23 protein-coding genes are annotated in these 21,710 nt (G+C 55.6%); 18 read left to right on the top strand and 5 right to left on the bottom strand.

Features of this window, described 5'->3' with window-relative positions:
* Window positions 1-130: 130 nt before the first annotated feature.
* From EBA31_RS06475 to EBA31_RS06465, 3 genes are read left to right on the top strand one after another with little or no spacing between them, the layout of a single operon-like run.
* Complete coding sequence (locus EBA31_RS06475; RefSeq protein ID WP_046374110.1) at window positions 131-757, top strand: hypothetical protein; 627 nt, start codon at window positions 131-133, stop codon at window positions 755-757.
* A 14-nt stretch (window positions 758-771) separates the two neighbouring features.
* Window positions 772-1,380 (top strand): cytochrome b/b6 domain-containing protein, encoded by a 609-nt coding sequence (locus EBA31_RS06470; RefSeq protein WP_122077834.1) that lies wholly within the window; start codon window positions 772-774, stop codon window positions 1,378-1,380.
* Complete coding sequence (locus tag EBA31_RS06465; protein WP_020825932.1) at window positions 1,370-2,137, top strand: molybdopterin-dependent oxidoreductase; 768 nt, start codon at window positions 1,370-1,372, stop codon at window positions 2,135-2,137. The genes EBA31_RS06470 and EBA31_RS06465 overlap by 11 nt, the downstream gene beginning before the upstream one ends.
* A gap of 80 nt (window positions 2,138-2,217) precedes the next feature.
* On the opposite strand, the gene ygbI is transcribed toward EBA31_RS06465, so the two are convergent.
* On the bottom strand, window positions 2,218-2,988 hold the full coding sequence (ygbI, locus tag EBA31_RS06460; protein ID WP_020825931.1) for a DNA-binding transcriptional repressor YgbI: 771 nt from the start codon (window positions 2,986-2,988) through the stop codon (window positions 2,218-2,220).
* A 285-nt stretch (window positions 2,989-3,273) separates the two neighbouring features.
* On the opposite strand from ygbI, the gene ltnD reads away from it, so the two are divergent.
* The 6 genes from ltnD (at window position 3,274) to EBA31_RS06430 (ending at window position 8,918) form a co-directional block, all read left to right on the top strand.
* Window positions 3,274-4,188: an L-threonate dehydrogenase gene (gene ltnD / locus EBA31_RS06455; protein WP_046374112.1), complete on the top strand. Its 915-nt coding sequence runs from the start codon at window positions 3,274-3,276 to the stop codon at window positions 4,186-4,188.
* Complete coding sequence (gene otnK / locus EBA31_RS06450; RefSeq protein ID WP_122077832.1) at window positions 4,188-5,450, top strand: 3-oxo-tetronate kinase; 1,263 nt, start codon at window positions 4,188-4,190, stop codon at window positions 5,448-5,450. The genes ltnD and otnK overlap by 1 nt, the downstream gene beginning before the upstream one ends.
* Window positions 5,447-6,079, top strand: a complete 633-nt coding sequence (locus EBA31_RS06445) for an aldolase (RefSeq protein WP_122077830.1) — start codon at window positions 5,447-5,449, stop codon at window positions 6,077-6,079. Before otnK ends, EBA31_RS06445 begins: the two co-directional genes overlap by 4 nt.
* A 3-nt stretch (window positions 6,080-6,082) precedes the next feature.
* Window positions 6,083-6,859: an HPr family phosphocarrier protein gene (locus EBA31_RS06440; protein WP_122077828.1), complete on the top strand. Its 777-nt coding sequence runs from the start codon at window positions 6,083-6,085 to the stop codon at window positions 6,857-6,859.
* Between the two features lie 105 nt (window positions 6,860-6,964).
* A complete protein-coding gene (locus EBA31_RS06435; RefSeq protein ID WP_122077826.1) occupies window positions 6,965-8,335 on the top strand; it encodes a GntP family transporter in 1,371 nt (456 codons plus the stop codon).
* 52 nt (window positions 8,336-8,387) lie between these two features.
* A complete protein-coding gene (locus tag EBA31_RS06430; RefSeq protein WP_020825925.1) occupies window positions 8,388-8,918 on the top strand; it encodes a GNAT family N-acetyltransferase in 531 nt (176 codons plus the stop codon).
* Here EBA31_RS06430 and EBA31_RS06425 read toward each other — a convergent pair.
* A complete protein-coding gene (locus EBA31_RS06425; protein WP_122077824.1) occupies window positions 8,913-9,800 on the bottom strand; it encodes a LysR family transcriptional regulator in 888 nt (295 codons plus the stop codon). The genes EBA31_RS06430 and EBA31_RS06425 overlap by 6 nt on opposite strands.
* A gap of 94 nt (window positions 9,801-9,894) precedes the next feature.
* On the opposite strand from EBA31_RS06425, the gene EBA31_RS06420 reads away from it, so the two are divergent.
* A complete protein-coding gene (locus EBA31_RS06420; RefSeq protein WP_048761562.1) occupies window positions 9,895-10,878 on the top strand; it encodes a nitrilase family protein in 984 nt (327 codons plus the stop codon).
* Window positions 10,879-10,979: 101 nt separating this feature from the next.
* Here EBA31_RS06420 and ompX read toward each other — a convergent pair whose 3' ends face one another.
* Complete coding sequence (gene ompX, locus EBA31_RS06415; RefSeq protein WP_020825922.1) at window positions 10,980-11,498, bottom strand: outer membrane protein OmpX; 519 nt, start codon at window positions 11,496-11,498, stop codon at window positions 10,980-10,982.
* Between the two features lie 396 nt (window positions 11,499-11,894).
* Between ompX and rhtA the strand changes: the two genes are divergently transcribed.
* Window positions 11,895-12,782, top strand: a complete 888-nt coding sequence (gene rhtA / locus EBA31_RS06410) for a threonine/homoserine exporter RhtA (RefSeq protein ID WP_048761558.1) — start codon at window positions 11,895-11,897, stop codon at window positions 12,780-12,782.
* A 145-nt stretch (window positions 12,783-12,927) separates the two neighbouring features.
* A complete protein-coding gene (gene nanQ, locus EBA31_RS06405) occupies window positions 12,928-13,395 on the top strand; it encodes an N-acetylneuraminate anomerase (protein WP_122077822.1) in 468 nt (155 codons plus the stop codon).
* A 61-nt stretch (window positions 13,396-13,456) separates the two neighbouring features.
* Here the strand turns inward: nanQ and EBA31_RS06400 are convergent, their stop codons facing one another.
* The gene (locus EBA31_RS06400; RefSeq protein ID WP_122077820.1) at window positions 13,457-13,996 is read right to left on the bottom strand and encodes an adenylate kinase; all 540 of its coding nucleotides are present in this window, start codon (window positions 13,994-13,996) and stop codon (window positions 13,457-13,459) included.
* A 393-nt stretch (window positions 13,997-14,389) separates the two neighbouring features.
* Here EBA31_RS06400 and dps point away from each other — a divergent pair, with 393 nt between their 5' ends.
* The 6 genes from dps to ybiO all read left to right on the top strand — a co-directional run bounded on the left by dps (window position 14,390) and on the right by ybiO (window position 20,296).
* Complete coding sequence (dps, locus tag EBA31_RS06395) at window positions 14,390-14,893, top strand: DNA starvation/stationary phase protection protein Dps (protein ID WP_020825918.1); 504 nt, start codon at window positions 14,390-14,392, stop codon at window positions 14,891-14,893.
* 170 nt (window positions 14,894-15,063) lie between these two features.
* Entirely contained in the window at window positions 15,064-15,330 is a 267-nt protein-coding gene (locus EBA31_RS06390) for a DksA/TraR family C4-type zinc finger protein (protein ID WP_020825917.1), read from the top strand.
* A 358-nt stretch (window positions 15,331-15,688) separates the two neighbouring features.
* Entirely contained in the window at window positions 15,689-16,432 is a 744-nt protein-coding gene (gene glnH, locus EBA31_RS06380; protein WP_046374121.1) for a glutamine ABC transporter substrate-binding protein GlnH, read from the top strand.
* A gap of 105 nt (window positions 16,433-16,537) precedes the next feature.
* A complete protein-coding gene (gene glnP, locus EBA31_RS06375; protein WP_122077816.1) occupies window positions 16,538-17,197 on the top strand; it encodes a glutamine ABC transporter permease GlnP in 660 nt (219 codons plus the stop codon).
* The gene (glnQ, locus tag EBA31_RS06370) at window positions 17,194-17,916 is read left to right on the top strand and encodes a glutamine ABC transporter ATP-binding protein GlnQ (protein ID WP_122077814.1); all 723 of its coding nucleotides are present in this window, start codon (window positions 17,194-17,196) and stop codon (window positions 17,914-17,916) included. Before glnP ends, glnQ begins: the two co-directional genes overlap by 4 nt.
* Window positions 17,917-18,076: 160 nt before the next feature.
* Window positions 18,077-20,296: a mechanosensitive channel protein gene (ybiO, locus tag EBA31_RS06365; protein WP_122077812.1), complete on the top strand. Its 2,220-nt coding sequence runs from the start codon at window positions 18,077-18,079 to the stop codon at window positions 20,294-20,296.
* 39 nt (window positions 20,297-20,335) lie between these two features.
* Here the strand turns inward: ybiO and EBA31_RS06360 are convergent, their stop codons facing one another.
* Window positions 20,336-21,640, bottom strand: a complete 1,305-nt coding sequence (locus tag EBA31_RS06360) for a PAS domain-containing methyl-accepting chemotaxis protein (RefSeq protein ID WP_122077810.1) — start codon at window positions 21,638-21,640, stop codon at window positions 20,336-20,338.
* Window positions 21,641-21,710 lie beyond the last annotated feature (70 nt).

Below are 21,710 nucleotides of genomic sequence, written 5' to 3'. Positions count from 1 at the left end.
TCATGACTCTTGCGGAAATACTAGCAGTTCTGGCGGACATTCTTGATGACATTAATGTCATCAAACGGACATGGTGCTGTCCCCGGTGTTCAACCATGCTTAACCGGCAACCTAAACAAAGGAGAACTTTATGATTACCCGTCATCGTTTTGCCGGTTTACTGCTTTCCACTCTCATGCTGTGCAGCGGTGCGGCCGCCGCAGCGCAAACCCCAGGCAAGGTGATTGCCCCGCTGCGTGGCGTTATCGATCAGGTGAGCGACACCAGCCTGCAGGTCACCGATCGCAAAGGGGAAAAGGTCAGCGTCAAGCTCAATGACCAGACCCGAGTGCTGAGCGTGTCGAAGGGCACGCTGGATGATATCAAGCCGGACAGCTTTATCGGCACCGCTGCCGTACCGCAGCCTGACGGCTCTTTGAAAGCGTTGGAAGTGCACGTGTTCGCAGCCAGCCTGCGCGGCACTGGCGAAGGCCACTCGGCCTGGGAATCCGCCGACGGTAAGGTCGACACCATGACCAACGGCACCGTGGGCAAACTGGTGAAGTCCAACGGCCGCACCCTGACCGTGACCTACGGTAACCAGCAAAAAACCGTTAACGTGCCGGAAGATGTGCCGATCGTTACCCTGGATCCCGGTGACCGCAGCCTGTTGAAACCGGGCGCGCATATCGTGTTGTTCTCCGCCACGGACGATAAGGGCGAACGCGTCGCTACCCGCATTTCTGCCGGCAAAGACGGTACCGTTCCACCGATGTAATTCAGGAGTGCATGATGAAAAGCAACGCGCCGCGGCCGGTGCATCGCTGGCCGGTCCGCCTGACCCATTGGATTAACCTGCTCGCCATGGTCTGCATGTTCATGAGCGGCTGGGAAATCTATAACGCTTCGCCGCTGTTCGGCTTCCGCTTTCCGCCGCAAGTCACGCTCGGCGGCTGGCTGGGCGGCGCGATCGGCTGGCATCTGGCGGTGATGTGGCTGCTGGCCTGCAACGCGCTGTGTTATGTCTTGTGGAGCCTGTTCAGCGGCCACTTGCGGCGCGATCTGCTGCCGCTTGGCCTCGGCGCGCTGCGGCGCGATATCTGGCAAGCCGTAACGCTGCGGCTCAAACATCAGCATGGTCATTACAACGCCATTCAAAAACTGATGTACCTCGGCGTACTGCTTCTGGGGCTGCTGCTGGTGCTCTCCGGACTAGCCATTTGGAAACCGGTGCAGTTACAAGGTTTGGTTAGCCTGTTCGGCGGCTTTGACATTGCGCGTTACGTACATTTTTTCGCCATGGCAGGCATTGGCTTATTTGTGGTGATTCACCTGCTGATGGTGATTATCGTGCCGCGCACGCTGTGGGCAATGATAACGGGTGGCAAACATGACGGATAAAAAACAACGCCCCATGGCACCGGGGCTGGAACCGGCACAAAAGAAACAGCTGGTTAATTTGCAGCGCCGCCTGATGCTTCGCTCCGGCCTGACGCTGGGTGGCGTCGCCATGCTGACCGGCTGCAACCTGCAGGACGGTGACCAGGTGGATAAAGTGCTGTGGGCAATGTCCCGCTGGAACGATCGGGTGCAAGCCTGGCTGTTCAACGGCCAAAAGCTGGCGCAGACCTACCGTTCGGATCAGATTACCCATCCGTTCCCGTTCAACGCGTATTACCCGGAATACAACGTTCCGGAAGTGGATCTCGCCAGCTACCGGCTGGAAGTCTCCGGTAAAGTAGAAAAAAAGGCCCCCTGGACGCTGGAGCAACTGCAACGCCTGCCGCAGCAAAGCCAGATAACCCGGTTAATCTGCATCGAGGGCTGGAGTGCCATTGGCCAATGGGGTGGCGTGCCGCTGCGCAATTTCCTGCAGCACATCGGGGCGGATCTGAACGCCCGTTACGTCGGATTCAAATGCGCGGATCGTTACTATTCCAGCATCGATATGGCCACCGCACTGCATCCACAAACCATTCTGGCGCTGGATTTCGGCGGCAAGGCGCTGCCGGCCGATTACGGTTACCCGCTGCGGCTGCGGGTGCCGACCAAGCTGGGCTTCAAGAACGCCAAACATATCGCCGCCATTTTCGTCAGCGATACCAATCCCGGCGGTTACTGGGAAGATCAGGGCTATAACTGGTTCAGCGGCATTTAATTTCTGCGTAGCGCTGCGCACAGAGCTCCCCCCCCCCCCGCTGGTGCATTTATTCCGACGCTGTTAATACGAGGCTATGTTCAGCTTTTCTCCCCGGTCGTCATCAGCGTGATATCCGCCTGCAGGATCGCCTCTCGCGCTGCGGCGGGCAGATTATCATCGGTAATAATCGCGTCAAATACCGCAATCGGCAACGCCAGATAGGTGGCTATTTTACCGTATTTTGAGGTATCGCTGAGCAGGATACAGCGGCGACTGGCGTCAACGATGGCTTTCTTCACCATCACCTTATCTTCATTGGGCGTCGACAGGCCGCGCATGCTCCATGATGAGGCGGAAATAAACGCCAGGTCGATAAACAACCCACGTAGCGCCTGAGCCGCCGCTTCACCAACGCAGGAACGGTTCTCGCGACAGACGGTGCCGCCGGTGTGAATGATCTTGCACTGGCTGTGTTCTATCAGGTAGCCCGCAATCACAAAATCATTGGTGACCACCGTCAGATCTTCGCGCTCACTGAGGTGCTTTGCCAATGCCAGCGTAGTGGTGCCCGCATCCAGATAAATGCAGCTGTTGGGCGGGACCTGCCGGGCAGCCAACTGACCGATGGCCGCTTTCTGTTGGCTGTACATCCCTTCCTTATCCTGATGAGAAGGTTCAATCGCCACCCGTTCAGCAGATTGCACCCCGCCTGACACTGCCAGTACCGCGCCCTGCTCCTCCAGTTTTTGCAGATCGCGGCGAATCGTCATATGCGACACTCCCAGCCGCTCGGTCAATTCGGCAATACTGACCACCCCGCGTTCTGATACCAGCGCTAAAATTTGCTGATGGCGTTCTACAGGTATCACGGTTCCCTCTCTTTTTACCGCAGTGATAATAATTGTGATTTTACGTCAATTTTCGTTCGATGAAAGCAGCCATTTTACAGGCCGTGAGATCGCTCATGGTATCGATGACTTATTTTAAATATTTTTAAAACAGTGAGATAACTCGACATCAACCTTTTTAAGCGCATCTATTAAGGCTTCTCTCAATGTTAATAATTGTGATATCGATCGCTGACTCAGCGCATCAATGCGCTTACATTTAACACAACAAAACAAATTATCACTAAAATTAACACGAGGTGCCAAATGACACAGCCAGGGGATTTTGCAGTTTGCATCGTAGGGTTAGGTTCCATGGGAATGGGGGCGGCGAAGTCGTGCATTAATGCCGGGCTGACGACTTATGGTGTCGATCTTAACCCACAGGCGCTGGCCACATTGCAGCAGGCCGGGGCCAAACAGGCTGCCACCAGCGCAGATGGATTCGCCTCTGAGTTGGATGCGTTATTGCTGCTGGTGGTTAACGCTGCCCAGGTCAAGCAGATCCTGTTCGGCGAAAACGGCCTGGCGGCGAAGCTGAAGCCCAATACGCCAGTCATGGTCTCTTCCACCATCTCCGCTGCCGATGCCAGGCAGATAGAACAACAACTGCTGGCGCTTGGCCTGAACATGCTTGACGCTCCGGTTTCCGGTGGCGCAGCCAAGGCGGCTGAAGGCCAAATGACGGTGATGGCATCCGGCGCAGAATCTACATTCCAACAATTGCAGCCGGTGCTGGACGCCATTGCCGGCAAGGTCTATCGCATTGGTGAAGAGATTGGCCTGGGTGCCACGGTGAAAATCATCCACCAATTGCTGGCCGGGGTGCACATCGCCGCCGGAGCCGAGGCCATGGCGCTGGCTGCCCGCGCCGGTATTCCTCTGGATGTCATGTACGACGTCGTCACCCACGCGGCCGGCAATTCCTGGATGTTCGAGAACCGTATGCGTCACGTGGTTGACGGCGACTATGCGCCCAAATCGGCGGTGGATATCTTCGTGAAGGATCTGGGGCTGGTGGCGGATACCGCCAAAGCACTGCATTTCCCGCTGCCGCTGGCATCTACCGCTTTTAATATGTTTACCGCCGCCAGCAATGCCGGTTTCGGCAAAGAGGATGACAGCGCAGTGATCAAAATCTTCTCCGGTATCGACCTGCCGCAAAAGAAGGAGAACGCATAATGCTGCTCGGCGTAATTGCAGATGATTTTACCGGCGCGACCGACATTGCCAGTTTTCTGGTGGAAAACGGCCTGTCGACGGTGCAGTTAAATGGCGTACCGCATGATGAAATGCCGATTGAAGCGCAAGCGGTCGTTATCAGCCTGAAATCAAGATCCTGCCCAGCTTCGCAGGCAGTTGAACAATCTTTGCAGGCGCTGGCCTGGCTGCAGCGCCAGGGCTGCCGGCAATTTTACTTCAAATATTGCTCAACCTTCGACAGCACTGCGCAGGGTAATATCGGCCCGGTGACCGATGCGCTGCTTGATGCGCTGGGCGAAAGCCAAACGGTGATTTCCCCGGCGCTGCCGGTCAACGGCCGGACGGTGTATCAGGGCTATCTGTTTGTATTGGATCAACTGCTGTCGGAGTCCGGCATGCGCCACCACCCGGTGACGCCGATGACCGACAGCAATCTGCTGCGGTTGATGGAAGCACAGGCTCAGGGACGCTGCGGACTGGTAACGGCCGCAGAGATGGATTGCGGTGCCGGCGCGGTGGTGGAAAAGCTGCAACAGCTGGCGCAGCAAGGCGTGCGATATGCGGTACTGGATACGCTCAATGGGCAGCACTTGCTGACCCAGGGCGAAGCGCTGAAAAATATGAAGCTGGTGACCGGCGGATCGGGCCTGGCCATCGGCCTCGCACGGCAATGGGCTCAGCCGGGACAAGGTCGTCCGCAGGCCGCGGGAGCCCCACAGGGGGAGAAAGCGGTGGTCCTGTCCGGCTCCTGCTCCGTCATGACCAATCGACAGGTCGCCCGATATCGTCAACAGGCCCCGGCCATGGCTATCGACGTGGCGCGTTGCCTTAGCGAATCTGACCGCGCGACCTATGTCACAGAACTGGCCGACTGGATACAGCGGCAGGAAAATGCCCCGCTGGCCCCGCTGCTGTATGCCACCGCCGAACCGGAGAAACTGCAGCAGGTTCAGCAACAATATGGCATGGCTGCAGCCAGTCAGGCAGTGGAGTCACTGTTTGCCGGGGTGGTTAAACAGCTCCAACAATCAGGGTACCGTCGCTTTATCGTTGCCGGCGGCGAAACCTCTGGCGTAGTGACGCAGGCGCTGGGCATTCGCGGCTTCCACATCGGCCCCAGCATCTCTCCCGGCGTACCCTGGGTTCGCGCCATCGAACAACCGGTTTCACTGGCCCTTAAATCGGGCAATTTTGGCGATGATAACTTTTTCGCCCGGGCACAAACGGAATTCCCATTATGACAATGACGACCGAACAACAGGCACGCGAAGAGATGGTGCGCCTCGGAGCCTCGTTCTTCCAACGCGGCTACGCCACGGGCTCCGCCGGTAACCTTTCGCTGTTGCTGGCGGACGGCACGCTGCTGGCAACCCCGACCGGATCCTGCCTGGGCGAACTGCAGGCCGAGCGGCTGTCGAAAGTCAGCCTGAACGGCGAATGGCTGTCCGGCGACAAACCCTCGAAAGAGATCAGCTTTCATCGCGCGCTGTATCTGAATAATCCGGAGTGCAAAGCGGTGGTGCACCTGCACTGTACCTACCTCACCGCGTTATCGTGCCTGCAAGGGTTGGACGTGGAGAATGCCATTAAACCCTTCACCCCTTATGTGGTGATGCGGGTCGGCAAGGTGCCGGTGGTGCCGTACTACCGCCCGGGTGATTTACGGCTGGCGGAAGATCTGGCCAAACTGGCACCGACCCACCGCGCCTTTTTGCTGGCCAATCACGGCCCGGTGGTTACGGGCAAGGATCTGCGGGCGGCAGCGGATAATACCGAAGAGATGGAAGATGCCGCCAGGCTGATTTTCACCCTCGGCGACCGCCCAATACGCTATTTGACCGATGATGAAATTACCGAGCTACGGAGCTGAACCATGCCTAAGTTTGCCGCCAATTTATCGATGATGTTTAACGAACTGCCATTCCTGGAAAGGTTCGAGGCTGCCGCAGCCGAAGGTTTCACGGCAGTCGAGTTCCTGTTTCCCTATGACTATCCGGCCGAATTGCTGACGGAACAACTGCGCAGCAACGGTTTGCAGCAGGTGCTGTTTAATACCGCGCCGGGCAATGCCGAAGCCGGCGAATGGGGGCTGGCGGCGGTGCCGGGCCGCGAGCAAGATGCGCGTGCAGATATCGATCGCGCCCTGGCTTACGCCATTGCGCTGAACTGCCCCAACGTGCACGTGATGGCCGGCGTCGTTCCCCCTGGAGCGGACTGGCAGCGCTATCGCGATACCTTTATCGATAATATTCGCTATGCCGCAGACCGCTTCGCCCAGCACGGCATCAAGGTGCTGATTGAAGCGCTCAGCCCACAGGTTAAGCCGCATTATCTGTTTTCCAGCCAGCACCAGGCAGCCGAACTGGTCGAGGCCATCGATCGCTCGAACGTCTTCGTACAGTTCGACTTTTTCCATGCTCAGTTGGTGGACGGCAACATCAGCGGGCTGATGCATTCGCTGGCCGGCCGCTACGCCCATATTCAGATTGCCTCGGTGCCGGATCGTCATGAACCGGACGACGGCGAACTGAATTATCCGTGGCTGTTCGACCAACTGGACGCCATCGGCTATCAAGGTTGGATCGGTTGTGAATACCGGCCGCGTGGCGATACCACCGTCGGGCTTGATTGGCTAAGGCCTTACCAGTAAGGCACTGCGCCAACCCAGGGATTTCCAAAACATAAAAATTAAACGCACCCGTATCGCCAACCGGCGATCGCGGTGCCTGACTCTTACCCGATTAAAGGCTATTTCATGTCTACCTCTATGCTTTTGATGATTGCCGTATTAGGTGTGGTACTGCTCTTGCTGATGGTCATCAAGGCCAAGATCCAGCCCTTTGTCGCCTTGCTGGTGGTCAGTCTGTTGGTGGCGTTGGCCAGCGGCATTCCTACCGGCGAAGTGATGAAAGTGATGACCGCAGGTATGGGCGGCGTACTGGGTTCGGTGACCATTATCATCGGCCTGGGCGCGATGCTCGGCCGTATGATCGAACATTCTGGCGGTGCCGAATCGCTGGCCCAGCGCTTCAGCAAAGCTTTGGGGCCGAAACATACCGTGGCCGCCCTGACCATCGCCGCATTTATTCTCGGCATTCCGGTCTTTTTCGACGTCGGCTTTATCATCCTGGCGCCGATCATCTACGGTTTTGCCAAGGTCGCTAAAGTTTCGCCGCTGAAGTTCGGCCTGCCGATGGCCGGCGTAATGCTGACGGTTCACGTCGCCCTGCCGCCACATCCAGGCCCGGTCGCCGCAGCCGGGCTGCTGAACGCCGATATTGGCTGGCTGACCATTATCGGTCTCGCGATTTGTATTCCGGTAGGCGTGATCGGTTATTTCACAGCCAAGCATTTGAATCGTAAAACTTATCCACTGTCGATTGAGGTACTGGAACAGCTGCAGCTGGCAGCGCCCGAACCGGCGCCGGAAGGCAAAGCACCATTGAGCGACCGCATCAATCCGCCTGGCGCCGGGTTGGTGGCCGCGCTGATCGTCATTCCTATCGCGATTATCATGCTGGGCACCGTTTCGGCCACGCTGCTCGAGCCGGGTTCAGCACTGCGCGACACGCTTTCGTTGCTCGGCTCACCGGCGGTAGCGCTGATGATTGCCCTCTTGCTGGCATTCTACTTCCTGGCCATTCGTCGCGGCTGGAGCCTGCAACACACCAGCGACGTCATGGGGGGCGCTCTGCCGACCGCCGCGGTGGTGATCCTGGTTACCGGTGCCGGTGGCGTATTCGGCAAAGTCCTGGTGGAGTCAGGCGTGGGCAAGGCATTGGCAGACGTGCTGACCACCATCGGCCTGCCGTTGATCCCGGCAGCTTTTATCATTTCGCTGGCGCTGCGCGCCTCTCAGGGCTCCGCTACTGTAGCGATACTCACGACTGGTGGCCTGTTATCGGAAGCGGTTAGCGGGCTTAATCAGCTGCAATTGGTACTGGTCACTCTCGCCACCTGCTTCGGCGGGCTGGGCTTATCGCACGTAAATGACTCCGGCTTTTGGATCGTCACCAAATACCTCGGGCTTTCGGTCGCCGATGGCCTGAAAACCTGGACGGTACTGACGACGATCCTTGGCCTGAGCGGTTTCCTGTTCACCTGGTTACTGTGGCTGGCGGTGTAATTTCTCTGGCATACTGCACAGACCGCCTCTGGCTCTGTGCAGGAAAAAAATAATGCCTCTTATCACTACCGCACCGCTGTTGCTTACCGAACGTTTACGCCTTGATGCACATACGCTGGACGACTTTGACTCGCTGGCCGCCATGTGGGCCGATCCTGAAGTGGTTCGTTATATCGGCGGCACGCCGAGGGATCGTGAAGACTCCTGGGGCCGCCTGATGCGCTACGTCGGCCACTGGGCGTTGCTGGGTTATGGCTACTGGGCCGTGCGCGATAAAGTCAGCGGCGCTTACCTTGGCGGCATCGGTTTTTCCGACTTCCAGCGCAATATCCATCCGGCGCTTGATGCCCCCGAAATGGGCTGGACGCTGGTGACCTCGGCACAGGGTAAAGGCTATGCCACCGAAGCGCTGCGCGCGGCTTTGGCCTGGGGAAAAGACCATTTACCGGGCGATAAGGCGGTATGCATTATCTCCCCGGAAAATCAGCCCTCATTGGCATTGGCGAAGAAAGTCGGTTTCAGCGAAAGTCATCGCAGCGAGTACCACCAAAGCCCAATTCTGGTGATGCACTGCCCGCTATAAATCGGCAACCTGACCCGACGCGGTAGCCAAAGCGACCTGGACAAAGTTATCCCGTAGCGCATCAGGCTGCTGCGGGTTCCAGGCGATACCGACTTGCCATTGGGTCTGTTCGCCGCTCAGCGGCAGAATATCGATGCCCGCCGGCGCAATATGCGTGACGCTATGCGGCAGCAGAGCAACGCCAATGCCGGCGGCAACCAGTGCCAGCAAGGTTTGAATATCACCGGCCTGCTGTACCACGTTAGGTGCCAGTTGATGGGCGGCAATAAAACGCAGCGACTGGTCGCTCAGCCCGCGCCCACGCTTGGGCGTCAACTGTAACAACGGTAAGGTGTTGAATTGCTCCATGAGGGTGTCCGCCCGCAGCGCCAGCGCCGAAGGCGCCGCCAGCACCAATCGGTCACTCAGCAACGCACTGGCGCGCAACGGCGTACTGACAGGTAATCGCACAAATCCCACCTGCAGCTCCCCCTGCAATAGCAACTGATATTGCCGTTCTGAAGGCAAGTCTTCCAACCCCACGGCAACCTCGGGAAAGCGATGACAGAAAGCGGCCACCAACTGCGGCGCCAGATGAAAGCTGGACAGGCCAAAGCCGATTGCCAAACGCCCCGCCTCCCCCCGTACCACCTGCACGGCTCGCTGCTGAAACTGCAGATGCTGAGCGACTAACGTTTGAGCTTCAGGATAGAGCCGTTGGCCGCTGGCGGTCAGTTGCGCCCCCTGACGGCCACGGTTAAACAAGCGGGCGCCCAGCAGCGTTTCCAACGCCTGGATCTGTTTGCTCAGCGCCGGCTGGGTGATGCACAGCCGCTCTGCCGCCAAGCGATAATTGCCCTGTTCGGCCAGCACCACGAAGGCGCGGAGTTGTCTTATATCCATTCCGTTAGGTTATCAAAAAAGGAATTTAATTGATTATACAGTAATCAATTGTTTTGCTGTAATCAACGCCAGATAACAGCCAAAAGGTAATCCTATGACAAACTCTCTACGCGCCGCGACGGTGCAGTTTCAGCATCGCGCCAATGATAAAAACTATAACCTGTCGGTGATCGAGGGCTTTATCACCCGCGCCGCCGCCGAACAGATCCAGCTGCTGACCTTCCCGGAAATGTGCATCACCGGCTATTGGCACGTACGCCACCTCAGCGCCGGTGAAATTGGTGCACTGGCAGAGCCCATCGCCGACAGCCCTTCGCTGGCGCGCATTCGCCCGCTGGCCGAACGCTATAACATGGCGATCGGCGTCGGGCTGATCGAATTGGGAGAGGACGGCAAATATTACAATGCCTACGCCGTTTGCCTACCCGACGGCAAACTTCACGTTCACCGTAAACTGCATGCCTTTGAACACCCGGCAATCGCCAGCGGCGACAGTTTCACCGTGTTCGACACTCCATGGGGTATCCGAATGGGGGTGCTGATCTGTTGGGACAATAACCTGGTTGAGAATGTCCGCGCGACCGCATTGCTGGGGGCAGAGGTGCTGTTGGCACCGCATCAGACCGGCGGCACTCATTCGCGTAGCCCGCACGGCATGAAGCCGATCCCACTGGAAATTTGGCAACGGCGGCAGGAGGATCCGGCGGCGATAGAGGCGGCGTTTCGTGGCGAACACGGGCGTGGCTGGCTGATGCGCTGGCTCCCGGCACGTGCCCATGACAACGGTTTGTTTGTGTTGTTCAGCAACGGAGTGGGACGTGACGATGACGAAGTACGTACCGGCAATGCGATGATCCTCGACCCTTATGGCCGCATTCTGGCGGAAACCTGGGCGGCAGAAGATCAGATGGTCACGGCCAACCTTGATCTGTCGCTGATCCCGCTCAGCACGGGCCGCCGCTGGATCCACGGTCGTCGACCGGCACTGTACGACATTCTTACGCAGCCGCAAGGCTATGAGCGAGATGCCCGCAGCGCGCGGTTTTCAACGGAACCGGCGCAAAAACTGGGCAAGTGACCGACGCCGAATGACAGGCAAAAAAAATCCGCCCGAAGGCGGATTTTTATCTGATGCGGCCAACTGCGCCACATGCTCATGCCCGCAGGCATGGAGAAATCTTAGAAACGGTAGCCTACGCCAACGCTCCAGATACCAACGTCAACACTGCGGATACGGCTCTGCTCGTAACCAACGTCCAGTGCTACGTCCTGGATTGGGTTGAACTGCAGGCCAGCACCGTAGGTGAAGCCGTAGTCGCTGCTGCCGTTACGGTCAGTACCGTTTTGAGCGTTGTCGATGTTTTTACCGTAACCAACACCCACTACACCGTAGATGCTTGCCCAGTCGTTGAAGCGGTAAGCTGGACCGGCAGTGATAGAGTTGTACTGAGCTTTACCGTAGTAACCGTTCTCAGAACCGTTCTTCTCTACGTGGGTAAAGGAACCGATAACACCCAGTGGGTTGTTGTCGAACTCGTAACGGTATTTCAGGTTGAAACCGTCGGCTTTGTTAGCAACGCCTTGGAGATCACCCTGCGCATAGCCAGCGGATACGGTGCTCTGACCAGCGAATGCGGTACCTGCGGTTACTGCTAATACACAGGCTGCTACTGCGGAAAGACATGCAATTTTTTTCATAACCACCTCAAACGCGTTATATTTTTAAGTAAATCCATTTGTTCATGCATTGAAAATATAACAAAAATTAGCGTGAAACTCTGCCTTAAAATGAGTGTCTAATGCTTTATATCGTGTAACATTAGATTTCAAGAACAGTGTATCTACTTCATTTCGCTCTATTTTCGAGCCGCATTCTACGCGTTTCTGTGATAAGAATCACCTATTTAATATCCAGACAATTCTTAAAAAAAGAGCACTTTTTGACCATAAAAGCTGTTCTGGCGCCGTAAGCCAGCGCTTTTTTTCGTTGAAAATGCTTTTCTCAGACACATTTACCGCAATTCATTTACACTGCCGTCATCCAAACATCGACCTCTTCCCAGATCGTGGGAAATGCATAAAAGGCTCTAAAGGATGTCTTCGTCTGCAACCGCAAAAGCGTCTTCTACGCTGCTGCCAATCTGCCTGTTGGTCATCGCTATGGTCTCCATCCAAAGCGGTGCCTCCCTGGCCAAAAGCCTGTTCCCGCTGGTCGGCGCAGAAGGCATCACCACGCTGCGTTTGAGTATCGGCACGCTGATCCTCTTTATTATCTTCCGCCCGTGGCGCATGCGATTTGCCGCCGGCAGCCGACTACCGTTGTTCATTTACGGTCTGGCGCTGGGCGCGATGAATTACCTGTTCTATCTTTCCCTGCGCACTCTGCCGCTCGGTATCGCCGTGGCATTGGAGTTCACCGGCCCGCTGGCGGTCGCCATGTTCTCTTCACGCCGTGCGATTGACTTTTTGTGGGTGGCACTGGCGATCGCCGGACTCTGGTTCCTGCTGCCGTTGGGCCATGACATGGGCAGCATCGATCCCTTCGGCGCCGCCTGTGCGCTGGGTGCCGGCGCCTGCTGGGCGGTCTACATTATCTGCGGCCAGAAAGCCGGTGGCGACCACGGGCCGGGAACCGTTGCGGTGGGCTCACTGATTGCCGCCGTGGTGTTTTGCCCGATTGGCGCCTGGCAAGCCGGCAGCGCACTGCTGAACGTTGATATCCTGCCGGTCGCCCTGGCCGTAGCTATCCTCTCTACCGCGCTGCCCTATTCGCTGGAAATTATTGCGTTGCCAAAAATACCGGCGCGGACTTTCGGTACATTGATGAGCCTGGAACCGGCACTGGCTGCGCTTTCGGGCATGCTGTTCCTGAATGAACACCTGACGACGGTGCAATGGTTGGCGCTGGCTGCGATCATTACCGCCTCCATGGGGGCGACCCTGACCATCAAACCCAAACCGCAAATCGAAAACCTGTCCTGAGTGTTGGCTACGCCTGCATTTGCCCAAAGCGGAATGCAGGCGGGTTAACTGTTTTCACGCTGGCAAACAGGCATACTTTTCCCCGCAGTCCCCCCAGGTAGTTATGGAAATAAACCCGATAGGGTTAACCACATGGAGAATCAAAGTGATTTATAACACGCTGTTTAACCCACGCTATGGCCGTGGGCTGTCACCGACACTGGTCGAAACCATCACCGCTGTGCGTCAATACGATCTCGCCGAGCTGGCTCAGGGGCGGCATGGGATAAAGGGTGAGAAGATCTTTATGGAAGTGATGACGCTAACCACCGGGCTAGCGGAAACCCGACGTGCAGAGCTGCATCAGGAATATGCCGCCATTCATCTGCTCCTCGGCGGTGAAGAACGCATTGATTACGGTTTGCCGGGGGATTGGCAAAGTGAGTTGCCTTATGACGATGCACGAGATGTACAACTGCTGGATATCATACGCCACCGCCAGACGCTGGCGATGTTTCCCGGTATGTACGCCATATTTTTACCTCATGAGCCGCACAAAGTCGCTTGCCAACTTAATGTATCGATGCCAATCAAAAAAGCGGTGATAAAGGTGCATTACACCCTGCTGCTGTAATTGGCCAGCCGGTCTATCTGGATGACCGACCTCCCATCACGCTGAGCGAAAGCCACCCTGATCAATACTGGGGCAAAGCGCGTATAAACCTCGCCGTCTGCGCCGGAGAGCGCAGTTGGATAAAGCGGATATGGCGATACCGGGCATCGTTCATATCCGCAAGGTAGCCGGCCCGGTTTTTACGGTAGGTCTTGATGGTCCATAAAACGATGGAATCACGGCTGAAAAAGGAACGGCGGAAGCTCTCGCGGTTACCGGTGCCGGGCCACAACTCGGTACCTTGCCATGCGCGTGTAGCGGCACGACGCACCGCCTGAAACAGCGTACGACAAAAGCCATAATCTACCCATACCACCCAATCAACGCTTTCCCATTTAATCGTTTTGGTCCGGCTGTAATTGCCGTCAAGCACCCAGCCGGACTCCGCCTTGGCCAGCGCCTGCGCGACCTGCGCCAAAAACTCGTCATCGGGTGTACCCTGCCATTGCGGACGCCAAAACAGCTTGTCCAGCTCGATATGAGGCAGCGCAAACTTTTCCGCTAGCTGGCGCGCCACCGTGCTTTTGCCACTGCCACTGGTTCCAACGACGTTAATTTTCATGGGAGCGAATTCTGAGATGGAGGGAAATAGCTTAGCGGGATGTTATTCGTCTATCAATATGAATTAACAGGCAATTAATAAAATGAAATAAAAATGATTTAGAATGACGAATTTTGATGAAAATATAAATGAAAATGGTTATTAAACGCCTTCCTGAAATTATTACCCTGCGGAACCACCCTCACGAGAGAGGACGAAACAATATCATTACAATTCAAACCATTAGTAAAAAAATAAATATATCCCTATAACCTTACCCTTACTGGAGTTAATTTTCAATTCGTTAGAACCTATTTATCCAATAGCCATTTTCGGCCTGCAAAATGCTATATCGCTGCTATAATTACTCCCGTGACAAAAATAGGACAACGAACTAACGAGAGGATATCTGATATGAGTACCGCTAAACTGGTGAAAACGAAATCTTCTGAGCTGCTTTACACTCGTAATGACATGGACGAAAAAACCAAACTGGAAGCCATCAAGGCGTTGAACCATCAGGTGGTTCAATTTACCGACCTGTCGTTGATCACCAAGCAGGCGCACTGGAACATGCGTGGCGCCAACTTCATTGCCGTGCATGAAATGCTGGACGGGTTCCGTACCGCCATCATCGATCACCTGGACACTTTTGCCGAGCGCGTGGTGCAGTTGGGCGGCGTAGCATTGGGTACCGTGCAGGTCGTGAATGACAAGACCCCGCTGAAAAGCTATCCGACCAACATCCACAGCGTGCAGGAACACCTGAAAGCGCTGGCCGATCGCTACGGTGTGGCCGCGAACGACATTCGCAAGGCCATCACAGAAGTCGCTGATGAAGATACCGCGGATATGTTTACCGCTGCGTCACGCGATCTGGACAAGTTCCTGTGGTTTATCGAGTCCAACATCGAATAAATCTGCGCGACAAACAATCAAAGCGTTCCGCATTGCGGGATTGAACAGGCTGCGGGCTTTGCCCCGGCCTGTTTTTCTTTTACGCCGCTTGAATTGCTCAAAAAACAGCCCATAGTAGATAAATAGTAGATAAAACGAACTGATGAAGACTCAGCACTAGCGAGGTGATCATGGCAAGCGGATGGGCGGCAGACGGTGCCGTACAAGATCAAATCGACTCTACCGTCGATGATGCCGTACAGCGTGCCAGACAGGCGCTGGGACAGGGCGAAAGCGAACATTACTGTCAGGAATGCGGAGAGGAAATCCCTCTGGCGCGTCGGCAGGCGCTGAAAGGCGTGCGTTATTGCCTGGCCTGCCAAACCGAGTTGGATAAAAAGCAGGCGGCAAGCAGTTTATATAACCGTCGCGGCAGTAAAGACAGCCAGTTGCGTTGAGCTTATCGACGCAAAATATCCCCCCGGACCTCTCTGACAGAACACTCCTGCACCAAATGCAACAAGCTTGCGGCATAAAAGTTAGAGTTAGTTATCAATATTGAAGCGAAACCGTTAACTATCGGTTGTTTCAACCCCATTATTTGGTTAATGATAGACCCATGCACCACCAGGTCGCCAAAAGCACCATTTTGGGGCCTCAATTTGGTGCATAAAAATAATAATTCGACCTTCAGAGCCAACATCACACCGCAACTCTTTGTTTTTATAGTAGTTGAAAACATGGCACGATTTTTTCATGGCACCAACTGCAATATAAAAAATGGGTAATCCGCAACCTGTACAGGAAATTCCTCTCATGAAGTCAATTTTTAAAGTCTCCCTGGCCGCACTTTCGCTGGCCTTTGCCGTAAGCTCCCACGCAGCAGACAAACTGGTCGTCGCCACCGATACCGCGTTCGTTCCTTTTGAATTCAAACAAGGCGATAAATACGTTGGTTTCGATATCGACCTGTGGGCCGCTATCGCCAAAGAACTGAAACTGGATTACACCCTGAAGCCTATGGATTTCAGCGGCATCATCCCGGCACTGCAAACCAAAAATATCGACCTGGCGCTGGCGGGCATCACCATTACCGAAGAACGTAAAAAAGCCATCGAATTCTCTGACGGCTACTACAAAAGCGGCCTGCTGGTGATGGTTAACGCCAACGATAACAGCATCAAGGGCATTGACGATCTGAACGGCAAAGTGGTGGCGGTGAAGAGTGGCACCGGCTCCGTGGATTACGCCAAGCAGCACATCAAAACCAAAGACCTGCGTCAGTTCCCGAACATCGATAACGCCTATATGGAACTGGGCACCAAACGCGCTGACGCGGTGCTGCACGACACGCCAAACATTCTGTACTTCATTAAAACCGCCGGCGCCGGCAAGTTCAAAACCGTTGGCGACTCGCTGGAAGCACAGCAATACGGCATCGCCTTCCCTAAAGGCAGTGACGAACTGCGCGTGAAGGTGAATGGCGCGCTGAAAACACTGCGCGACAACGGCACCTACAACGAAATCTACAAAAAATGGTTCGGTACCGAACCTAAATAACGGATGAAGTCAGTCACTGATTCACTTAAGCACAGGGGTGGTGCCTTAGCCCCTGCGCTTTGTTGTATCTGATTCCCACGTTTGGGATCACCGGGAGAAAACACCATGCAGTTCGACTGGAGCGCCATCTGGCCCGCCATCCCTATCCTGTTAGAAGGCGCCCAAATGACCCTGTGGATTTCGGTCCTCGGTCTGATTGGCGGCCTGATCATCGGCCTCGTTGCCGGTTTTGCCCGTACCTACGGCGGTTGGATTGCCAACCACATCGCCCTGGTATTCATCGAAGTTATTCGCGGCACGCCTATCGTGGTGCAGGTGATGTTTATCTACTTCGCCTTGCCGATGGCGTTCAGCGATTTGCGCATCGATCCCTTTAGCGCGGCGGTGGTCACCATCATGATCAACTCCGGCGCCTACATTGCGGAAATCACTCGCGGCGCCGTATTGTCGATCCACAGCGGCTTCCGTGAAGCAGGTCTGGCGTTGGGTCTGTCGCGCCGCGAAACCATCCGCTATGTCATTATGCCACTGGCGCTGCGCCGCATGCTGCCGCCGCTGGGTAACCAGTGGATCATCAGCATTAAAGACACCTCGCTGTTTATCGTGATCGGCGTGGCGGAACTGACCCGTCAGGGCCAGGAAATTATTGCCGGCAACTTCCGCGCGCTGGAAATCTGGAGCGCCGTGGCGGTTATTTATCTGATTATTACCCTGGTGCTGAGCTTCGTGCTGCGTCGTCTGGAAAGAAGGATGAAAATCCTGTGATTGAATTTAAAAACGTCTCCAAGCACTTTGGGCAAACCCAGGTGCTGCACAATATCGACCTGAAAATTAATCAGGGTGAAGTGGTGGTGATTATCGGGCCTTCCGGCTCCGGCAAATCCACGCTGCTGCGCTGCATCAACAAATTGGAAGAGATCACCAGTGGCGATCTGATCGTCGACGGTCTGAAAGCCAACGATCCCAAGGTTGACGATCGTCTGATCCGTCAGGAAGCCGGCATGGTATTCCAACAGTTTTACCTGTTCCCACACCTGACCGCACTGGAAAACGTTGCCTTCGGCCCGATCCGCGTACGCGGTTTGAAAAAGCCGGACGCGGAAAAACTGGCGCGCGAACTGCTGGCCAAAGTCGGCCTGGCGGAGCGTGCACATCACTACCCTTCCGAGCTTTCCGGCGGCCAACAGCAGCGCGTGGCCATCGCCCGTGCGCTGGCGGTAAAACCGAAAATGATGCTGTTTGATGAACCGACCTCCGCACTTGATCCGGAACTGCGCCATGAAGTGCTGAAGGTTATGCAGGATCTGGCGGAAGAAGGCATGACCATGGTGATCGTCACCCACGAAGTCGGCTTTGCCGAAAAAGTGGCTTCGCGACTGATCTTTATTGATAAAGGCCGGATTGCGGAAGACGGCAACCCGCATGACCTGATCAACCACCCGCCAAGCCCGCGCTTGCAGGAGTTCTTGCAGCACGTATCCTGATTTACCCTACCCAGCGGTGGGCCTGTTCCGGGCCCGCCGTTTCTATATGGCAATAGCACGCGTTATCACTCCCTGCGCCTCTTCATTTTCTACTATATTCTTTGTTTTTCTTAACATTTGTAATTAATCCGCCGATTTACAGAGCCCCAAGAGAGGATACATGCCCGCAACCGCATACTCCCGATTCGGTTCTCATCTGCGAGAACAGCTGTTTCCCCTGTTGCTGCTGCTGATCACTTATGCAGTTTCTCCACTGGCAACGGCGCAGCCCGCACAGGATCCCGCGCCCAGTGGCCAAACCGAGCAGCAAAAAGCCTCCTACGCGGCGCTCGCAGATATTCTGCAAGACGACAAAGCCCGTGCCGAGCTGATTAACCATCTGAGACAGGCTGCGGATCAACCAGCCGCAGCACAGCCCAAGTCAGCAACGCCCGAGCCGTCAGACTCGCTGAGCGAAAGCCTGACCAGTTTGGCGCAAGACAGCCTTAGCACCCTCGACAAGAAGTTAAACTCGAGGCAAAAACTGATCGACTCTGGGCCAAAACGCACTTTCCATCCGGACGTTTTTTTTCGGGCTTTGGGCTATTTTCTGCTGACGGTTGCGCTGACCTTTGCCCTCTTCCATCTGATCCGCCGGATAATCCGCCCGCTATACAAACGCATCGGCAACTGGGGACACAACGCCAAACTTCAGCATGATTCGTGGTACAAACTGCCAACGGCGATCCTCGGCGCCTTCGCTATCGATTTGCTGGTGTTGTTGCTGGCACTGACTGCCGGTAATCTGTTTGCCCGTCATGTCCACGCCGACAACGCCACCATATTGCGGCTGCAAACCCTGTTTCTTAGCGCCTTCGCGGTGATCGAGTTCTTCAAGGCGGTGCTGCGGCTGATTTTTGCACCCAATTTCGATTACCTGCGTCCTTTTGCGTTCTCCGATGCCGTCGCCCATTACTGGAATACGCGTCTTGCCTGGCTTAGTGGCCTGATCGGCTACGGCCTGATGGTGGTGGTACCGGTAGTGGCGACACAGATCAGTTACCCCGCAGCCGCCGCAGCCAATCTGGTCATCATGCTGGCACTGACGCTATACGCACTGGCGTTGATCCTGCGTAACCGCAAGCCGATACAGCTCCAGATTAACCTGTTGGCCGAACGATCGATGGCGTTCTTCAGCATCATTCTGCGCGGTTTGGGCCATGTCTGGCACCTGCTGGCGATCGCTTATTTCCTGGTGCTGTTTGTCCTGTCGCAATTTGATATTGGCAACAGCCTGAACTTTATGATGACCGCAACGGTAAAAAGCCTGGTGGTTATCGGCGTCGGGGCGTTGATCTCCGGCCAACTGACTCGCTGGATTTTCCGCCGTATTTCGCTGCCGGATGATGTCAACCGGCGCTATCCGATGCTGGAACGACGTATTAATTCCTATATTCCCAATGGGTTGAAAATATTGCGGGTGATGGTGGTGCTGACGGTCACGCTGCTGCTGTTTGACGCCTGGCATCTGATCAACCTTTACCAGTGGGCAAGCAGCGAAAACGGGGAAAAAATCGTCGGCGGTCTGGTTCATATCCTGCTGATCCTGGTGATTGCGGTTATCAGCTGGACGCTGATGGCCAGCGTTATCGAACATCGACTGGCGCTGGAGTTGAGCAACGGCATCCGTCCCAGCGCGCGTGAACGCACGCTGCTGACGCTGTTTCGTAACGTGCTGGCCATCGTTATCAGCACCATTACCATTATGATTGTGCTGTCGCAGGTGGGGATTAATATTGCCCCGCTGCTTGCCGGGGCCGGGGCGTTGGGGCTGGCCATCAGTTTTGGCGCGCAAACGCTGGTAAAGGACGTGATCACCGGCGTATTCATCCAGTTTGAGAACGGCATGAATACCGGCGAGTACGTCACCGTCAGCGGCATTACCGGTACGGTTGAGCGCATGACCATCCGGTCGATTGGCCTGCGGGACGATTACGGCGTCTATCATATCGTCCCCTTTTCTTCGATCACGACGCTGGCGAATTACGCCCGTGAATTTGGCGTGTACCGCGCCAACTACAGCGTTAGCCGTGACGAGGATATCGATCATGTCCATGAGGTGCTGCATCAAGCCGTCGCCGCGTTGAAACAAGACGAACAGGTGAAGAGCTTTTTGGTGGGCGAACCGGTGTTCAACGGCGTAGTGGCGCTGGGCGATCGCTCCTTCACCACCCGGGTGACCGTACGCACCCAGGCATTAAAGCAGTGGGTGGTGCAGTATGCCCTCGACCGTCTGGTCAAAATACACTTTGATCAAGCCGGTATCGCCATGCCGCAACAGGCAATGCAGCTTTCTTATGCGCCAGATACGCAACAGTCGGCAACAAAACAAGTTGAGTGAGAATGACGCTAACCCCCGCAGGGGTTAGCGTCACCGACCTCAGTGCAACGACTCTCCCTGCTGCACCGTGGTAAACGTCTGCATCAGTTTGACCACATCCTGCATACCTATATTCACCCGATTAATCACTTCACCGGCATCGTGCGTCAACGCCACGCCACCGCCAGCCTGTTCCACACAGACCGCCATGCCGGCTATGGCCGCCGCCACTCCCTGCTGAATAGATTTGGTGATACGTTCAATTTCAGTCGCCGCCTGGCGAGACTGTTCCGCCAGGGTACGTACTTCATTAGCGACAACGGCAAACCCGCGCCCATGCTCACCCGCATGCGCTGCCTCAATCGAGGCATTAATCGCCAACAGGTTGGTTTGAGAGGCGATTTTACGGATTGCCTCCACCATAGTGCCTATCTGCTGTGAACCAATGCCCAGCTCACTGACCACCGCGGAAGTATCGCGCGCGGCCGCTTCGACCTGTTGCATGCCTGCGACCGCCTGCTGGACGATCACGGCCCCTTGTGCAGCGGTCCGGTCAGTATCCAGTGATAAATGGTGGGCATTACGCACCATTTCTTCTTCGTGCTGCTGTTGGATCATCTGCCGGGTGATATCTTGAGCAATTTTCACCACTTTGACCACTTGCCCATCATCATCAAGAATCGGATTGTAGCTGGCCTCCAGCCATACCCGCTCTCCGCGTCGGTTCACCCGTTCAAAACGCCCGGTGATAAACTCGCCGCGTGCGAGACGCCGCCAATGCTGGCGGTAATCGTCAGAATGGGCAAACTCAGGTGGGCAGAGCACCGCATGCGCCTGTCCCCGCGCCTCCTCGATTCGGTAGCCCATCAATTTCAGCATATTGTCGTTGGCGGCAAGGATCTTGCCGTGCGCGTCAAAGGTGATCATTGCCATCGAACGGTTTAGCGCCGACAGCAGGCTCTGATGCTCCTGCGCCTGGGTGATGCGCTCCGTCACAACGCTGGCGATCTTGACGATCTCCACCACCCGCCCCTGTTTATTCATCACCGGGGTATAGGTGCCCTGCAGCCACACGGCCTCTCCGTCTTTGCGAATGCGTTTTATATTATCGGTAATGGGCTTGCCGTTATTTAACATATCCCAGTGTTTGCGATATGCCGGGCTGACGACATATTCCGGGGAACAAAAGAGGCGGTGATGCTGGCCGATAACTTCCTGTCGTTGAAATCCCATCGTTTTTAGAAATAAATCGTTAGCGCGCAGCACGGTGCCATCGGGTTTAAATACGATCATGGCAACGGCATTTTCTATCGCGCTCAACTCGGCACGGCTGTGGGTGTTTAACTGACTGAATCGTAACAGCATAGGGTTAAAATCCTTCTGGCAGATGATTTAGCAGACAAGTGCTTTTCATTTTATTTTTTCTGCACGCAGC

Origin of the sequence: Serratia sp. P2ACOL2, from assembly GCF_003691565.1 — a bacterium.
GTDB classification, from domain to species: Bacteria; Pseudomonadota; Gammaproteobacteria; order Enterobacterales; family Enterobacteriaceae; genus Serratia; species Serratia liquefaciens.
This window is presented reverse-complemented; position numbering and strand designations above follow the sequence as displayed.

What these genes read in the sequence shown, in the direction of transcription:
- EBA31_RS06475 (WP_046374110.1), top strand. Translation starts at nt 131, where the DNA reads ATGATTACCCGTCATCGTTTTGCCGGTTTACTGCTTTCCACTCTCATG.
- EBA31_RS06470 (WP_122077834.1), top strand. Translation starts at nt 772, where the DNA reads ATGAAAAGCAACGCGCCGCGGCCGGTGCATCGCTGGCCGGTCCGCCTG.
- EBA31_RS06465 (WP_020825932.1), top strand. Translation starts at nt 1,370, where the DNA reads ATGACGGATAAAAAACAACGCCCCATGGCACCGGGGCTGGAACCGGCA.
- ltnD (WP_046374112.1), top strand. Translation starts at nt 3,274, where the DNA reads ATGACACAGCCAGGGGATTTTGCAGTTTGCATCGTAGGGTTAGGTTCC.
- otnK (WP_122077832.1), top strand. Translation starts at nt 4,188, where the DNA reads ATGCTGCTCGGCGTAATTGCAGATGATTTTACCGGCGCGACCGACATT.
- EBA31_RS06445 (WP_122077830.1), top strand. Translation starts at nt 5,447, where the DNA reads ATGACAATGACGACCGAACAACAGGCACGCGAAGAGATGGTGCGCCTC.
- EBA31_RS06440 (WP_122077828.1), top strand. Translation starts at nt 6,083, where the DNA reads ATGCCTAAGTTTGCCGCCAATTTATCGATGATGTTTAACGAACTGCCA.
- EBA31_RS06435 (WP_122077826.1), top strand. Translation starts at nt 6,965, where the DNA reads ATGTCTACCTCTATGCTTTTGATGATTGCCGTATTAGGTGTGGTACTG.
- EBA31_RS06430 (WP_020825925.1), top strand. Translation starts at nt 8,388, where the DNA reads ATGCCTCTTATCACTACCGCACCGCTGTTGCTTACCGAACGTTTACGC.
- EBA31_RS06425 (WP_122077824.1), bottom strand. Translation starts at nt 9,800, where the DNA reads ATGGATATAAGACAACTCCGCGCCTTCGTGGTGCTGGCCGAACAGGGC.
- EBA31_RS06420 (WP_048761562.1), top strand. Translation starts at nt 9,895, where the DNA reads ATGACAAACTCTCTACGCGCCGCGACGGTGCAGTTTCAGCATCGCGCC.
- ompX (WP_020825922.1), bottom strand. Translation starts at nt 11,498, where the DNA reads ATGAAAAAAATTGCATGTCTTTCCGCAGTAGCAGCCTGTGTATTAGCA.
- rhtA (WP_048761558.1), top strand. Translation starts at nt 11,895, where the DNA reads ATGTCTTCGTCTGCAACCGCAAAAGCGTCTTCTACGCTGCTGCCAATC.
- EBA31_RS06400 (WP_122077820.1), bottom strand. Translation starts at nt 13,996, where the DNA reads ATGAAAATTAACGTCGTTGGAACCAGTGGCAGTGGCAAAAGCACGGTG.
- dps (WP_020825918.1), top strand. Translation starts at nt 14,390, where the DNA reads ATGAGTACCGCTAAACTGGTGAAAACGAAATCTTCTGAGCTGCTTTAC.
- EBA31_RS06390 (WP_020825917.1), top strand. Translation starts at nt 15,064, where the DNA reads ATGGCAAGCGGATGGGCGGCAGACGGTGCCGTACAAGATCAAATCGAC.
- glnH (WP_046374121.1), top strand. Translation starts at nt 15,689, where the DNA reads ATGAAGTCAATTTTTAAAGTCTCCCTGGCCGCACTTTCGCTGGCCTTT.
- glnP (WP_122077816.1), top strand. Translation starts at nt 16,538, where the DNA reads ATGCAGTTCGACTGGAGCGCCATCTGGCCCGCCATCCCTATCCTGTTA.
- ybiO (WP_122077812.1), top strand. Translation starts at nt 18,077, where the DNA reads ATGCCCGCAACCGCATACTCCCGATTCGGTTCTCATCTGCGAGAACAG.
- EBA31_RS06360 (WP_122077810.1), bottom strand. Translation starts at nt 21,640, where the DNA reads ATGCTGTTACGATTCAGTCAGTTAAACACCCACAGCCGTGCCGAGTTG.